Below are 16204 nucleotides of genomic sequence, written 5' to 3' on the forward strand. Positions count from 1 at the left end.
AAATGAAATCACTATACCAATCTGAAGCTGGAAAAAATGCCATTTTAAGTTTATACGATGAAAAATTGAAAGAACTTGGAATCGATTATAAGGAAACAATTATTGAGACTCAATTTGGAAAGACAAACATAATCATAACAGGTAATGAAAGTAAACCTCCTCTTATGATTTTACACGGTTCTAATGGTTGTGCTCCAATTGGGTTAGAAACCTATCCTAACCTCTCTAAACATTATTGTGTGTATGCAATAGATGTTTTAGCTCAACCCAATAAAAGTGCAGAGACACGTCTAAGTATGAAGAATAATGACTATGGTATCTGGGTTAATGAACTCATCACAAAACTAAAACTAGATCAAGTTATTTTGGCAGGGTTTTCATTTGGAGGCTTAATAATCTTAAAGACCTTAATACACGATGAAAGCCGAATTAAAAAGGTATTTTTAGCAGCTCCTGCATATATTGTTAATGGTAATCCGTTAAAAGCTTTGTTTAAAATTTTTATCCCTATGAAAAGATATATGAAAAAAGGGAATCAAAAATACCTTGAACAATTTTTAAATGAACTGTTTAGTATGAAAGATCCTTTTGCTTTAAAGTTCTTAGCACAAGTTTTTCAACACTTTGAAATGGACTTTACTCCTGTTCCTGTTATTTCTAAAAATGAAGCTCAAAAAATTAAAACTCCTATTGTATTAATTGGAGCTCAAAAAGACCTGATGTTTCCTGGTGAGAAAATGATTAAACGAGCTAAAAAAATATTCCCCTCACTGGAACACACTGTATTACTAGAACACTCTAAACATGTTCAAAACAGAATCGATAATAATAAAATAGAAAGTTTAATCATTAACTAATCATAACTCGTTGTTAAATCGTCGGGATGCGCAAGGAAAAAAATGTTTTCTTATTTTTAAGGAAAATATCAACCAACGCTATTAATGAATAATAGACAATGGTTTTACTTACTCTAAGCATTCGTTTTTACCACCAAAAAGGAAAACATTTAATTATGAACTACAACAATAAAGTTTTTAAACCAGTTACTAATTCAGAAAATGGGGAAACATCATCTGAAACGCGTTTTTATTATCAACAATCGGAAAATATTCTTACAGCTGAATATAGTGGTGGAATGATCAAAAAAGGGCATTTAATTGGTTTGGTTGGTCCTGACGGAGTAATTGATATGCGTTACCATCAAATCAATCAACAAGGAGAACTGATGACTGGAACATGTCATTCCATTCCAGAAGTGCTCTCTAATGGAAAAATTCGTCTTCACGAAACATGGCAATGGACTTCTGGTGACTACTCGAAAGGAAAATCGATAGTAGAAGAACTTTAAGTTGACCGAATATCGATAGTTTTTACACAAAATAGTTGTTTTGAGCCCCGAATAAAAGCTACTGTCTACTTTTAGCAGTTTATTCATAAAAAAATGATAGCTTAGTTACTTTATTTCAATTACAACAGTTATGCTTAAATACTTCATTATTCAACTTACTCTTCTATCGTTAACGATTAATGCCTTTACACAAAATGAGGACCTCGAAAAGCGCATGTCTAAAATAGAAGCTCTCATCTCAAAAAATAAAGTTGAAAAAGCAACGAAGAAACTAGAAAGCTTACTAAATGATTATTCAAGATATGGAGAAGGCTGGGATTTATTATCCAAAATAAAATATCAAGAGTACGTTAATAGAGAACAATATAATTTTGAATTTGGAGGTAATATAACTGTAGAGGTTGAAGGGGAAGAAAATGATGATGAAGCTCAAAAAATGGCTCAAGATTTGGCTGCTATGTTAAATGGACTTTCTCCTGCAAAAGTTGCTTATCATAACTATATCAATACTTTAAGAACTGCTACCCTAATGACCAATGATGCTTATTATTCGTCTATTTTGTTGCGTTCTGAAAAAGTGGTAATCAATGTCGATTCTAATATCACAGATGAGGCCTATGCTTTTTACAAACAAGGAGAACGTGCTTTTAGTAACCGAAATTATCATGAGGCTGCAGAATTTTATCAAAAAGCTATAGAGGAACAGCCTAATTACTATAAGGCTCGTTTGTACCTTGGTGATGCTTATTATTTTAAACAAGATTATATTAAGGCAATCCAAAAGTTCAATATTGCTAAGGAAGAATTCCCCTATATGCTAGAACCAAGAAAGTATTTAGTAGATGCCTATTATAAAGAGGGCTTATATGATAAAAGTCTTCAAGAAGCAATTGAAACATTTACTATTTACCCTGATGCATCAATGAAAATTAAATTAAGAGATGTTGTAGCAATTAAAGGCAAAAAAATAGCGATCAAATGGACACAAAGAAAATGTTTCCCTAATAAAATTGTCAAGCAAGGCGTATTAGATTACACTACTGCAATGGATGACTTAAATGGATGGCCTGCCTATAAAGCTGCTAAAGAAAAAGTAGAGGCCTTTTGTGATGAAAAAGGGCTCATTTCTAAAAATGACATTACACGAACAAGATATTTAGAAGTCTATAGTTGGGAAGAATTGCTAAAGAATGACCAAAGTCCAGAACTTGATGAAGCCAGAAAAATGCAAGAAATGGGCTACTTAGATTGTTACGTTTTTATTACTTGTTTCCACCAAGACATTTATGAACAATACCAGGATTTTGCCTTAAATAATAAGGGAAAAATTATTCGATATTTTAATACTTTTATAAAGTAAGTTCTACGCAGTAATGAAAACTGATAGTCTCTTGAATCTCAAAACTAAAAAAAACATAAAAACACTTGCAAAGCAAGTGAAGAAAGAACACCGATTTGCTTTTACACCTCAATTTGAAAAAACAATACATGTCCAAGAAAAAGCAGGTACTTTTATTGCGTTAGCGATACATATTATTGAAGCACTTGATTGGGAGCTTGTTTACTATGATGATCAGCTTATTAAAGCCATTCATAATGGAACCTGGGGTAAAACTGAAGAAATAACCCTAACACATGACCATGGTAAAGTATCGATTAAAAGCATTTCATCTTCTAGAAGTGGGATGTGGGATAAAGGAAGAAATTCTTTGAGAGTTAAATTATTTATAGCCCTCTACCATCAAATTATTAAGGAATATAGGAAAGAAACCATAAATGAAATAGAAGTAGCTCAAAGAAAAAAAGACAACTGGGACGATTATATTGAACCTGAAACTCTTCCTGCACCTCAAAAAAAACGTCCTCCTAATATTAAACTTTTAACCTACAGTAGCATATTTCTAGCTCTAGCTCTTGGAGGAGTTCTTGGAACAATCCCATTCCATTTTTATATACTATCAGAATTTGGAATAGCTTTAGGGTTTACTTATGGTTTTAAACACCTGATAAGGTTTTATAACTATTCTAATTTTAAAAAACTAACCAATATTCTTCTTGTTTCTGTAGTGATCATTTTCTTATCTTCTATTTACTATCAATACCTCTATTCTAATTATTATTCGAGTGGATTTTGGACCTACCTTGTTACTATTATTAACCAAGGAATTATGTTTAAGGGGCTTCATATTCATGGCTTAGGAATCATTATAGCTTTTTTATTAAGAATCGGTGGGGCTCTTTTGATTTCACATCTTAGGTTCTTTAATCTTTTTATCGCCTTTCTTGTTGAACGTATTCCTGAACCAGTGCTAGACTATGGATTATACCTTTCAATAAAAGGCTATTCAGAACAGAAAATAAGAGCATTACTAACTTCCAAAGGTTGGGCAACAGTAATACAACAAGATATGGTTTTTGAAGCTATTCAAGTAATAATAAGTATCCAAGAAGAACAAAAAAAATCGATATAATCTTCCCATTATAATCCTTAACTTTGCCTGAATCATTATTCAAATGAAAGCATCTTGGTATAAAATAAGCTTAATTTATCTATTCTGTGCTGCCACAATTGGTACACTTTTACGTTCTGTAGCTTATATTTCCTTTCCTTTTAACTATGGAAATTTGGTTCATACTCACTCACATATAGCTTTTCAAGGCTGGATTTATACTTTATTATTTTTATTATTAACTCATTTTTTTCTGGATCACAACCAAATCAAAAAACGACGTTACCCCCTCCAGTTTAAATTAACAGCATTTATCCTTCTCGGAATTCTTATCTCTTTCGCTTTACAAGGGTATGCGCTTTACTCAATTATTTTTTCTACGCTATTTCAACTGTTAAACTATTGGTTTATTTTCAGCTTTTTTAAAGATACCAGATCGCAAAAAAAGGCAATCTCACTTCGATTTGTGAACACAGGCTTATGGTTAGGAGTCTTATCTACACTAGTTCCTTTTGGTATTGGAGCACTTTCAGCTAAAGGAATGGGAGGCACAGAACCTTACAATGCACTTGTCTATACTTTTCTTCACTTACAATATAATGGTTGGTTCTTATTTGTTGTGATAGGACTATTTTTTAAGTACCTTGAAGTCAATCAAATTGACTATCATCTAAAAGCAGTACAACGGTTTTATGGCTTATTTAAGTTAGCTGTTCTCCCGTCAATTGCTTTATCATTTATTGGGATGCAATTCGAAAAAACCATTCTTCCAATTGCTTACTTTTCTGCTTTGCTTTTACTTTTAGGCATCTTCTTTTTTATACAATCTTCTTTTAAGGCTATTCAAAAAATAGTACAAGAAAAGAAAAAATGGGTTGGGCTATTCTTTGCTACTTTTTTTATTGCTTTTATTCTTAAAACAATTATACAATCCATCTCAATTTTCCCTGTATTTGAAAGCCTCGCCTTTCACAACAGGCCTATTATTCTAGCCTATTTACATCTTAGTTTAATTGGTGTCATATCATTTTTATTATTGGCTTTACTGATCGATCTAAAATGGCTTTCCTATTCTATTCCTACAAAATTAGGAGCATTCTTTTTCTTTTTAGGTTTTATCTTAACAGAATTATTACTCACCATAGGAGGGCTAGGTCTATCCTATCAATACCTTGGACTATCTTTAGGAAGTTTATCTATGGTTATTGGAATTTTATTCTTTATAGTTAGTCCTAATACAAAAGCTTAATTCTGAATATCCCTTTAGTATAATTTGTTTTTAGCTAACATAAATCATATTTTTATAAAGGACAAAATCATCCTTTATAAAATGTAGAACTATAAATTTGTACTATAATGTTTTCAAAATCATGCGAATATGGATTACGGGCTGCAATTTTTATTGCGCAGCAATCAACTTTAAAGCAAAAAGTTCATCTCAATGATATTGCCTCTGAAATTGATTCTCCTTCTGCTTTTACGGCAAAAATTTTACAATTATTGACCAAACAGAATATCGTTAAAGCCATCAAAGGCCCTTATGGAGGTTTTTTGATCGAAGAGCAACAATTAGAACAATTATTACTTAGCGATATTGTTGACGCCATTGATGGAAATCAAATATATACTGGATGTGGTCTAGGATTAAAACAATGTGATGCAAAGTCTCCCTGTCCGTTACACCACCAATTTGTAAACATTAGAAATGAACTAAAAACAATGTTAGAATCTACAACGCTAAAGAGTCTAGCTAATGAAATGCATACCAACTTAGTTTGGTTAAAAAGATAGTACTATGGAAATAACTAAAGATACATTTATTGGTGAAATAGTAGCCAATAATTATGAAACCGCAACAGTGTTTAGTAAGCATCAAATTGATTTTTGTTGTAATGGGAATCGAACTTTAGCAACTGCTTGTGAAACAACAGCAGTTTCGGTTTTAGACTTAATTGAGGAATTATCCTCAGTAACCAGCCATGAGAATGAATCTCAAAATTACCACAGTTGGGACCTAGGGTTCTTGGCTGACTACATCTATAATCAACACCACACTTACATCGAAAGGAAAGTTCCTGAAATAAAGCAGTATCTAACCAAAATCACAAGTGTACATGGAGAGCAACACCCTGAATTGCATCAAATTAAATCGTTATTTTTTGGTGCAGCAGATGATTTAATTCCCCATTTAAAAAAAGAAGAATTAATTCTTTTTCCCTATTTCAAAAAACTAGACCAGGCTTTAAAAACGAAATCTAAAGTACAATCTCCACAATTTGGAACTGTTATGAATCCCATTAACATGATGCACCATGAACATGATAATGAGGGAAATCGTTTTAGAGAAATAGCTCGACTTTCCAATAACTATACACCTCCCAAAGATGCTTGTAACTCTTATCGTGTAACCTATGCATTATTACAAGAATTTGAAAAAGATCTACATAAACACATTCATATCGAAAATAACATTCTCTTTAAAAGAGCCATTGCATTGGAGAAAGAATTAATGAATTAAACACTATGAAAGAAATTGAGAACAGAACAGATATTTCAGTATTGGTTCACACTTTTTATGCCAGTATACGAAAGGACGATTTACTGGGGCCCATCTTTAACCGACATATTGCAGAAGAAGAGTGGCCTGCTCATCTTGAAAAACTAACAGATTTTTGGGTGACCAACTTATTAGGTCAACCATGCTTTAAAGGGAATCCTACTCAAGCTCATGTAGGAGTTGATAAAAACTTAAATTATAGTATCAGCCAAGTACATTTTGGTCAATGGCTTCAATTATGGTTTAGTACCATTGATCGTCTGTATACAGGGAAACTCGCAGATAGAGCAAAAGAAGCAGCAAGAAGAATGTCTACGGGGCAATTCATGGCAATATGGCATCATCGTCCTGAGGAAACTAAGGGTTAAAACACTTTTTCTCCATTAATATAAGTAGCTGTAACTCTTGCTTTTAAAAGCTCATCTTCTTCAACAGTGAGGATATCTCGATTAAGAATTACAAAATCAGCCAATTTATTAACCTCTAAAGATCCTTTGACCTCTTCTTCAAAATTAGACAGTGCAGCCCATATTGTCATTCCTTTTAAGGCTTGAATTCGGGATAAAGCATTTTCTATTTGAAAACCATTTTTGGGTAAACCGTCTTTATTTTTACGAGCGACAGCAGCATAAAAAGTGGTTAAGGGATCGATTCCTTCAATTGGGAAGTCTGTTCCCAAAGGTAACCAACCATTCTGATGTAAAAGATTCTGATAGGCATAACCAAAACGCACTCTCTTTTTCCCTAACCTTAAAAAGGCCCATTTCATATCTGAGGTTGCATGAGTAGGCTGTACAGAAGGTACCACAGAATAATCTGCAAACAGTCTAAAATCAGAAGAATCAATGATTTGCGCATGCTCAATTCTCCATCTACGGTCATTGGTTCCTTTTAATGCTTTAGCATAAGTATTCAAAATAAATCGAGCGGTAGAATCTCCAATAGCATGCGTACACATTTGAAATCCTTTTTCATGTAAAATCCCAGCATATTTCTGAAAATAAGCAGTATCATTTAACAACATTCCATAAACGGATGAATCGGCAATATCTGTATAAGGTCTTAAGAGACAAGCTCCTCTACTCCCTAAAGCACCATCCCCATAAAACTTAAAAGCATTTACCGTTAAACGTTCTGTTCTAAAAGGCTCTCCAACAGTGTCTAAGTAATAATCAAAATTTTCTTTGGAGTCGGTAAGCATTGCATAAATTCTCATTTTCAACTCTTCAGTTTGATGTAACTTTTCAATCAATTCAACATCCTCCTTGTCTAGCCCAGCATCATCAACTGTCGTTAATCCTACTTCAAAGCAATTTCTTTGCGCTGCTAATAACGCTTTTTTCTTTTCGGCTAATGTAGGTTTGGGAATAATGTCTAGTACCAAATCTACCGCATTATCAACTAATATCCCTGTCAATTGTCCGTCTTTGACACCTATTGTTCCTCCAGAAACTTCTGTTCCAAGATTAATGTTGGCCAAGTCTAATGCAACTTGATTAGCTACTGCCGCATGACCATCAACCCTTCTTATCAAAACGGGTTTATTAGGAAAATTAACATCCAATTCTTCTTTAGAAGGAAAGCTTTTATCGTCCCATAGAGTATTGTCCCAACCTCTTCCAGTAAGCCATTCTGATTGATTCGTTTTTTCAAAATTGATACACCTTTCGACCACTTCTTCAAACGATTGGCAACCAATTAAATTGACCTGTTGTAAAGTTAAACCATAACCTAAAAAATGGCAATGTGCATCAATAAATCCTGGATATACATATTGATTTTGAACATCAATTTTTTCTGTTGCACTGTATTTATTAAGAATTTGGTTTTCCTTTCCTACGGCGACAATTTTCCCCGCTTTAACGGCCATAGCTTCATGTATTGTATGCTCTTCGTCCACTACATAAATAGTAGCATTATGAATAATCAAATCGACCTTAGTCTTGGTAAGGCAACTTACGGTCAATAATGAGATCAATACCCCAACTAATAATTGTGAAAAAGGGAACTTCATAACTGATGAATTGATTTTTTTTGTTCTAAGAAGTAAAAAATAAAAATAGCCAAAAACGGTAGGGCAGCAACTTTATACCTAACTAATGCTCCAGCTACAGGAGTCGTTATTCCTATTACGGCAAATAATAAAAATGTAAAAAACACGATAAATAATAATGCATTGGTTTTCATTCCCCAATTTTTCAATTGCAGCATTGCTGGACACACATAAATTAGTCCCGATAACAATAATATGTTTTCAAATATTGCTGGAAAAGCCATAATCGACATTCCTGCTTGGGGTAAAGGTCGAATAAAACTATTTAAAATGCCATAAGGAATTGCTTTTAGTACACTCATAAAATTGGCTTCTAAATAAGGGATCTCAAAATAACTTCCAGCATTAGTATTAGCAACTAAGGTTAGAAAATCATGTTGCTTCAAAATTAAAGTAGACAATAATGGAGAGTTGAAGAAAATCGTTAGAAAAACAAGTGTGATTGCAAAATAAGTCACGATTGAATATTTAATCTTAATTCTTTGATTAATGGTGTATGCCAAAATAGGAATTGCTAGTGCAAAAACAATATAAAACTTTAGCAATGCTAATAGATACAATAGTCCCCCAATAATTAAAAAGTTTTTAAAGCTTACTCTTTCTAACGTTTTTATATGTAACAACTGAAAACAGATTCCTCCCAGAAAAAGTAACAATAGACTTTCTTTCAATACGCTAGAAGACCAAAAGAGAACTGATGGTAACCCCACGGTTACAAAAATTAAATAGGGAGATTGAATCTGTAAAAACGATTTAAATGCACGATATATTCCTATCAAGCCTACAAAACCAAAATAATTAAAAAATAGGGATTGAATCTGAAAACTTCCCCAAGAAAACAAACGTAAAAATGCATTAATTTTGATCATAAAGACCGAATCTCCATAAAAAATTGAATCATGTAAATTTGCCCAATGATTCATTTTTACATAATAATGATCATAATAATATTGATTATCAGGGGAGCTAGTAAAAACCAATCGTACATAATCAATAGGCTTTTCCCAAAGTGCATTAAAAACTACTGCACTATCATCAAAATACTTAAAAATATCGGCTTCTCCCCTAACAGTATAAAACTTTGTATAAACGAAATAAAGCATGACCCCAACAACTATCTTCAATGCAAATAAACTTGCTAGTATTGGAAAAGAGACCTTACTATTTCTAAAAAAAGACCATTTTTTTATTGACCAAAACAATAGAAGACAATAAAAAATATAGAGTAATGTTTCTAACAATATATTCATGCTACTGTTGAAGTTGAAGCTTGAGTTTTACTTCCCTCTTAACAACTTCTTATTGCTTTACATTCCAGGAAATAAACCGGAAGCCGAATTGCGCATCTCTTGTTCGTTAACATGCTCCGCTTCTTCAAGAGCTCTGTTAAAAGCGATGACTAGCATATCTTCTATTTCTTCTTTATTTTCAACATGTAAAAACGATTCGTCAATAAAAGTCACTTCCTTTAATTTTCGGTTTCCATCCATTACAAAGCGGATATTCCCATCGGGTGACTTCCCTTGAACATTGATATTTTCTAATCTTTTCTTAGACTCCTCAGCAGCTGTTTGCATTTTTTGCAATTTAGCCATCATTTCGCCCATATCCTCGTTTCCAAACATATTAGTTATTTTTGTTTTCGTTGTTCGTTTCTTAATGCAATTTCTTCTCTTTCTCGTTTATTCCATTTAAATAATCGTATTCCTACATAGATAAACAATGCAAAAAAGACAAAAACAAAAATAGTGATAAAAATTTCTCCTGTTGTCATATTTAAAGGATTAAAACTAAAGTACAAAAGTAAGCTTATAAACTAAACTATTGCAATGCTATTTCATTTTTCTATTCGATGAGTTTATTGCACTTATTACTCAACACTTTCAAGATTTACTTTTATTAGACGCTTCTCTGCTTTAAATAACAACTGCTATGAATTGTTAACATTAAAAATAGCTTTCTTTAATATTTTATTAACTTTACCTTAACAAAGTATTTGATCAAACAAATGAAAAATTTATTCATCACACTAATTATTCTTTTTACCCCTTTTATTTTATTCGCTCATAGAGGAGAGTTTGCTTCTATTGAAAATGTAAAAATTGAAGAGTTAAGGACAGCCTATGTTTATCACTTTCAATTTGAAAATATTAAACAAAAGGAATTAAAAGATGTTGCTATTGAGCTTGTTATTGATGCTCATGCTAAAAAACGTATTGAGATTAAACACATTAAAAATGGGCAACGTTTTGTTGACGGGAAGTTTATCATTTCTAAATTTGGATTCGATATTGATAAAAACTTTGTTCAAATAGAGGTTACAGAAATCTTTGGTAAAAGACATGATTGGGGCGGATGGGATTCTCCTAATTTTACACAAAAACAAACCAATACTTTATATTCAGAATTTTATGCGGACGCTCCTTGGAGGATGAAAAAAACTGATGAATCGGGGAATTTAAATGCTATTCCTATTCACTTTTACTTACACGATGCTCACAAAGTATTAACCACGACTATACAAGTAGATTATATTAATATACGAATAAAAAACGCGACTTCGTCAACTTGGGGGCCAGTATTGACCTATAATATTTTAAACAATACTAATTACCAGAATATGTTTACCAATGTCTCTCCCAATGATCCAGCTCTGGATATCCAACCTTTTGTAATGAGTGACTTTAATAAATCTCCCAATTATACGATGGACTTTGATGGAGACACTGATATTTTTGGGGATAATTTTGTATACATAGATCAAACCTATTGGTATTTCACCTTTAACATCCCTCCTACTTCATTAATAGGAATGGAAGACATTATTGATATTGATATTCACATTGAATATTCTAATTCTTCTTCTTTGGTTTCTGATGATGATATTGGATTGAGGGTCTTTAGGTCTGACGAAGCGATACCAACTCTTTCTGATTGGTATAGAGGAGATACTCACTTACACTCAATGTTTACTCAAAACAATGCTGAAACGGGGCTTCCAATTGAATCTACTCTGGAAGCTGGAAAACTAATTGGACTCGATTGGTTTACAAGTACCGATCATACCTCAGACTATGATAACTATGGGTTATCGATTAACTCTAACTGGGATAAAATTAGAGCAAAAGCCCAAGAACTAAACGATGCTCATCCAGATTTTAAAGTAATCGCTGGTCAAGAATTAGCTGTTAATAATGCTAAGGGAAAATTAGTTCACATGCTTGCTTACCCTAACTATGAAGATCCATTTAGTTTACCATTTTTAGGTGACGGAAAAGGAGATATTGCACATACTACAGTCTATATTGATCAAGTTGTTGATAATCTGGTTGATGCTGAAGGGTTTTCTTATGCTGCCCACCCTTTTTCTACTAAAGATAAATTACCTACCATTCCTGTAAATGGAGGAATTTGGAATTTGGGTGAACTTTCTTTTCCTGCTAATGGTAGTAACTTTCCTTTAACTGGCGGAGAAATTATTTGTAACGAAACCAATAGTACATCAGACATTCTTTCTTTAAATGAAAATGAATTTATAAAAGATCGTATTCAAGGTGCTCAGATATGGAATGTTAGAAATAGTCGTACCACTCCATCTGGTTCTGAATTAGACCCTTGGAATGTAAGAGGAAACAGTGATCCTTTTGAAGTAAATGATAGTGCATCCATTTCTCATCACGTTAAAAAATTCAGACAAGGACAAGAAGTGGTTAACCATATCAATAAACTGGCTTTAGTTCAAAAAAACAATAATGAAGAGTTGACCAATTGGAAATTGTATATTTCTGCTGGTGCTGATGCTCATGGATCTTTTAATTTTACTAATACTGATGATTTTGGAGGTTTTGGAGATCTAAATACGAATGCTGTAGGTAAATTAACAACAGTTGTATACTGCCCTAACGGGATGGGGGAAGATGGTGAAGAAGTATTAAGATCCTTATATAATGGTAATTCGACATTATCTGATGGTCCTATAGCAACAATAGGAATTAGTGACAATGGAAATGATAATAATTCTGAAATTCTTATGGGGATGGACACTGTCGTTAACACCCTTCAATTAGACGATTACTTCTTAAATATTAATTATGTATCTACTCAAGAATTTGGTGATTTTTCAAGCTTTAAAATCATTGCTGGTACTGAAGATGGTGAAATTGAGAAGACCATACAACTTCCTTATGCCAATGGTTCAAGAAACTTATCTTATTCATTAAAATCAATATTGGATAGTATTTTTGTCAATGGATTTATACCACAAGAGAAGTACTTTTATATTAGAGCTGAATTACAGACCTACAAAGACTATTCTTCTATGGCTGCTATATATGGGACAAATTACGATGTTTTTCATTCTTTTACCAACCCAATATGGATTAAGTTAGCTGAAGTTGAAGAGGTCACTGAATTTGAGATTGATGCCTTCCCTAACCCTTTTAAAGGAGACTTAAGCTTGACCATTAAAAACCCTACTGAAGAAAATGTAAAAGTAAACATCTATAACGATTTAGGGCAGTTGGTTTCTTCTACCCTACATTATGTACCTGGGGTAAAAACGGTAATCATACCAACAACTAAATTAAAACTAGCTAAAGGTTATTATACAATTAGAGCTAGTGTACTTGATTTTGAGGATAGTGAAAAAATATTAAAGGTGAATGATTAATTGTTATTCAACTACTACACAAAAAAAGGGCTTAACAAATGTTAAGCCCTTTTTTATTAACGCTATATCGACTAAGCTATTCCTAGTTCTTCTTTTGCTGCTGCAAGAATTGCCTTAGCTCCCTCTAATGTTTTACTTTCAGCATAAGCTCTTAATACAGGCTCTGTACCAGATGGACGAATCATTAGCCATTCATCATCATTAAAGATGTATTTAAATCCATCAATCGTTTGTAATTCAGCCACCTGATATTTACCAAATGACTTATATTTATCTGCCTTACAATTTTTAATCACTTCCTGCTTCACAGCTTCTGGTAAATGTAAATCATCTCTCCAATATTTAAACTCTCCTACTAATTCATAGATCTCTTCAACCAATTCTTCCAGTGTTTTACCAGTTTTAGCCATGTATTCAAAAATGACTAACCCCATCCAGATTCCATCTCTTTCAGGAATATGGCCTTTGATGGCAATACCTCCAGATTCTTCGCCTCCAACAAGGACATCTTCATTGACCATTTGACGAGCAATGTGCTTAAATCCAATTTGAACTTCATCATTAGGTAATCCCCATTCTTTCGCCAATTTAATCACTCTTGGCGTTGTTGAAGCTGCTACTACAATCTTACCATCTAATCCTTTTGTTTTATGTAAATAATTCATTAGTAACAATAAGATATGGTGAGAATCTACAAACGCTCCCTTAGAATTAAAAAGTCCTATTCTATCTGCATCTCCATCTGTAGCTAATCCAGCAGCAATAGTTCCATCTTTTTTGATAAATTCTGAAAACTCAACTAAATTCTTAGCAATTGGCTCTGGAGCTTGTCCCATAAACGATGGATTATACTCACAATGTAAAAAAGACATTTCTGGCATTAATTTTTTCAATACATTTTGCCCTGCCCCATACATTGCATCATAAGCAAAATGTAGTCCAGATTGTTTAATGGCTTCCAGATCAAAACTTTCTCTAACTTGATCCAAATACATTTTCTCTAAATCAACATATTCGATTAATCCTTCAGCGACTAATTCATCAATCGAAAGATTTTCTAAATCTACTGTATTTGTATCAGGAATAATATCTTCTACCTCTTGTACACCTTCAGGCGAAAGTGGCCCACCAAAATGAGCTTTTAATTTATATCCATTGTACGATGGAGGGTTATGACTAGCAGTTAACACTACTCCCATTGAAGCCTTTAACTTTACTGTACCTAAAGATACCATTGGCGTAGAGACAAAACCTTTAGCTAATAATACTTTAATTCCTTGCGAAGCAAATACCTTTGCAGCTGTATGTGCAAATAATTCTCCTGCAAAACGACAATCGTGTCCTAATACAATTGTTGGGTTATCAAAGTTTTGCTTGGTCCATGTTCCAGTTGCTATGGAAACTCTTGCTACATTTTCAACAGTAAATTCTTTAGCTATAATAGCTCTCCATCCATCAGTTCCAAATTTAATTTTTGTCATAATTGTTGTTTTTTAATTCAACTCCGTTCTATCATTTAAGAACGAAATTTCGAGGTTAAGTCAAATATATCTTTTAATATATTTTTATCGTTTTTTGTCAATTCTATTTTTCTTCTGTTCATTACTTTTTCAGCGACTTCATAGGCTTTATCCAATTTAAAAGTATCAAACCCATCAGCTCCGCCCCAAGAATAAGAAGGGATAAATTTTTGAGGAAAACCTCCACCGAAAATATTGGCACATACTCCTACTACTGTTCCTGTATTAAACATGGTATTGATTCCACTTTTAGAGTGATCCCCCATAATTAATCCACAAAATTGCAAGCCAGTATCTACAGTTTCATTCACAGTATAATCCCAAACTTTAACATTACTGTAGTTATTTTTTAAGTTAGACGTATTGGTATCAGCTCCAAGATTACACCATTCGCCAAGAACGCTATTCCCTAAATATCCATCATGTCCTTTGTTGGAATATCCTTGAATTACGGAGTTACTAACTTCTCCTCCAACCTTAGCATAGGGACCTATTGTAGTTCCACCATAAATTTTTGCTCCCATTTTTAAGACAGCATTTTCACATAAGGCTAAACTTCCTTTAATAAGGCTTCCCTCTAAAACTTGTGCGTTTTTACCTATAAAAACAGGACCTTCTAAAGTATTGATCGTCGCACATGAAACCTTAGCTCCTTTCTCTACAAACAATTGATTACCAATGACTCTGTTAGAATCATCAATAGAACCAGCTTCTTTGGTCTCTTTTATAATTTCAAAATCGTTAACAATTTCAGTATGGTTATGCGTGAAAATGTCCCAAGGTTTGTCAATAAAATTTAATGGCTCTGAGTATTCTATAATTTTCATTCCACTCAACACTTCCTCCATATTTGCATCAGCGGATGGCATCGGTGAAATAGCTAAAACTCTACCTTTTTGCATTAAAATTTGCCCTTTAGGTAAACCCTTAATTGTTTTTACTAAACTTAGAGTTGGTAAAACTCCTGCGTACAAACCTATTGCTGCAACCTCATTGTTTGCATCATATTTAGCACTTAAATAATCTTTTGTTCTTACAGTGGTATTCGTGGTTAAATAATAATTCCACTTTTCTTCAATGGTTAATATTCCTACCCTAATCTTGGCAACAGGTTTAGTTGCTGATATAGGCCATAAAGATTGGTGAGCAGCTCCATCAAAAAGTATTACATCCATATAGGTATTAAAAGCTTTTATATTAAACCATAAAAATACATAATACGTTAAGGATAAGCAAAAAAAAACCTTTGGAAATCCAAAGGTTTTTTAATTCGTTTAAAGAAAAATTATTTCTTCTTTCTATCTCCAAATCTTGATTTGAATTTGTCGATACGACCAGCTGTATCTACTAATTGTGTCTTACCAGTAAAGAAAGGATGCGATTTACTTGAAATATCCAATTTGTATAAAGGATACTCATTTCCATCTTCCCATTCTACCGTGTCTTTTGTGTTCACACAACTTCTAGTTAAAAAAGAATAGCCCATAGACATATCTTTAAATACTACTAATCTATAATTCTCTGGATGTATATCAGTTTTCATTTTTGTATAATGTTTGTTAAATCTATAATTGGGGGACAAAAGTACATTTTTTTTTTTATTAGAC

General features: G+C 32.8%; 16 protein-coding genes. 9 read left to right on the top strand and 7 right to left on the bottom strand.

Annotated elements, in window-relative coordinates:
• Positions 1-2: 2 nt before the first annotated feature.
• The 8 genes from N4A35_04510 (at position 3) to N4A35_04545 (ending at position 6723) form a co-directional block, all read left to right on the top strand.
• Positions 3-857: an alpha/beta hydrolase gene (locus tag N4A35_04510; GenBank protein MCT4580659.1), complete on the top strand. Its 855-nt coding sequence runs from the start codon at positions 3-5 to the stop codon at positions 855-857.
• A 98-nt stretch (positions 858-955) separates the two neighbouring features.
• On the top strand, positions 956-1348 hold the full coding sequence (locus N4A35_04515) for a n-acetylglutamate synthase (protein MCT4580660.1): 393 nt from the start codon (positions 956-958) through the stop codon (positions 1346-1348).
• A gap of 130 nt (positions 1349-1478) precedes the next feature.
• Positions 1479-2708 carry a tetratricopeptide repeat protein gene (locus N4A35_04520; protein ID MCT4580661.1) on the top strand — a complete coding sequence of 410 codons (1230 nt, stop codon included), beginning with the start codon at positions 1479-1481 and terminating at the stop codon, positions 2706-2708.
• 76 nt (positions 2709-2784) lie between these two features.
• A complete protein-coding gene (locus N4A35_04525) occupies positions 2785-3819 on the top strand; it encodes a hypothetical protein (GenBank protein MCT4580662.1) in 1035 nt (344 codons plus the stop codon).
• 43 nt (positions 3820-3862) lie between these two features.
• On the top strand, positions 3863-5047 hold the full coding sequence (locus tag N4A35_04530) for a hypothetical protein (GenBank protein MCT4580663.1): 1185 nt from the start codon (positions 3863-3865) through the stop codon (positions 5045-5047).
• Positions 5048-5154: 107 nt separating this feature from the next.
• The gene (locus tag N4A35_04535; protein MCT4580664.1) at positions 5155-5589 is read left to right on the top strand and encodes an Rrf2 family transcriptional regulator; all 435 of its coding nucleotides are present in this window, start codon (positions 5155-5157) and stop codon (positions 5587-5589) included.
• Positions 5590-5593: 4 nt separating this feature from the next.
• Positions 5594-6316, top strand: a complete 723-nt coding sequence (ric, locus tag N4A35_04540; GenBank protein MCT4580665.1) for an iron-sulfur cluster repair di-iron protein — start codon at positions 5594-5596, stop codon at positions 6314-6316.
• Between the two features lie 5 nt (positions 6317-6321).
• Positions 6322-6723, top strand: a complete 402-nt coding sequence (locus N4A35_04545; protein MCT4580666.1) for a group III truncated hemoglobin — start codon at positions 6322-6324, stop codon at positions 6721-6723.
• Here N4A35_04545 and N4A35_04550 read toward each other — a convergent pair.
• The 4 genes from N4A35_04550 to N4A35_04565 all read right to left on the bottom strand — a co-directional run bounded on the left by N4A35_04550 (position 6720) and on the right by N4A35_04565 (position 10182).
• Positions 6720-8369 carry an amidohydrolase gene (locus tag N4A35_04550; GenBank protein ID MCT4580667.1) on the bottom strand — a complete coding sequence of 550 codons (1650 nt, stop codon included), beginning with the start codon at positions 8367-8369 and terminating at the stop codon, positions 6720-6722. The two genes, N4A35_04545 and N4A35_04550, sit on opposite strands and share 4 nt — an antisense overlap.
• The gene (locus N4A35_04555; protein MCT4580668.1) at positions 8366-9511 is read right to left on the bottom strand and encodes a hypothetical protein; all 1146 of its coding nucleotides are present in this window, start codon (positions 9509-9511) and stop codon (positions 8366-8368) included. Before N4A35_04555 ends, N4A35_04550 begins: the two co-directional genes overlap by 4 nt.
• Positions 9512-9715: 204 nt before the next feature.
• Positions 9716-10033: a YbaB/EbfC family nucleoid-associated protein gene (locus N4A35_04560; GenBank protein MCT4580669.1), complete on the bottom strand. Its 318-nt coding sequence runs from the start codon at positions 10031-10033 to the stop codon at positions 9716-9718.
• Between the two features lie 5 nt (positions 10034-10038).
• The gene (locus N4A35_04565) at positions 10039-10182 is read right to left on the bottom strand and encodes a hypothetical protein (GenBank protein MCT4580670.1); all 144 of its coding nucleotides are present in this window, start codon (positions 10180-10182) and stop codon (positions 10039-10041) included.
• A gap of 234 nt (positions 10183-10416) precedes the next feature.
• On the opposite strand from N4A35_04565, the gene N4A35_04570 reads away from it, so the two are divergent.
• Positions 10417-13077, top strand: a complete 2661-nt coding sequence (locus N4A35_04570) for a T9SS type A sorting domain-containing protein (GenBank protein MCT4580671.1) — start codon at positions 10417-10419, stop codon at positions 13075-13077.
• 71 nt (positions 13078-13148) lie between these two features.
• Here the strand turns inward: N4A35_04570 and N4A35_04575 are convergent, their stop codons facing one another.
• From N4A35_04575 to N4A35_04585, 3 genes are all read right to left on the bottom strand, one after another.
• On the bottom strand, positions 13149-14558 hold the full coding sequence (locus N4A35_04575) for a phosphoglucomutase/phosphomannomutase family protein (protein ID MCT4580672.1): 1410 nt from the start codon (positions 14556-14558) through the stop codon (positions 13149-13151).
• Positions 14559-14593: 35 nt separating this feature from the next.
• Positions 14594-15772, bottom strand: coding sequence for a GlmU family protein (locus tag N4A35_04580; protein MCT4580673.1), 1179 nt, complete (start codon positions 15770-15772; stop codon positions 14594-14596).
• Between the two features lie 110 nt (positions 15773-15882).
• Complete coding sequence (locus N4A35_04585; protein ID MCT4580674.1) at positions 15883-16140, bottom strand: type B 50S ribosomal protein L31; 258 nt, start codon at positions 16138-16140, stop codon at positions 15883-15885.
• Between the last annotated feature and the right edge of the window lie 64 nt (positions 16141-16204).

This window comes from Flavobacteriales bacterium (genome assembly GCA_025210295.1).
In the GTDB taxonomy this organism is placed as follows: Bacteria; Bacteroidota; Bacteroidia; order Flavobacteriales_D; family Parvicellaceae; genus S010-51.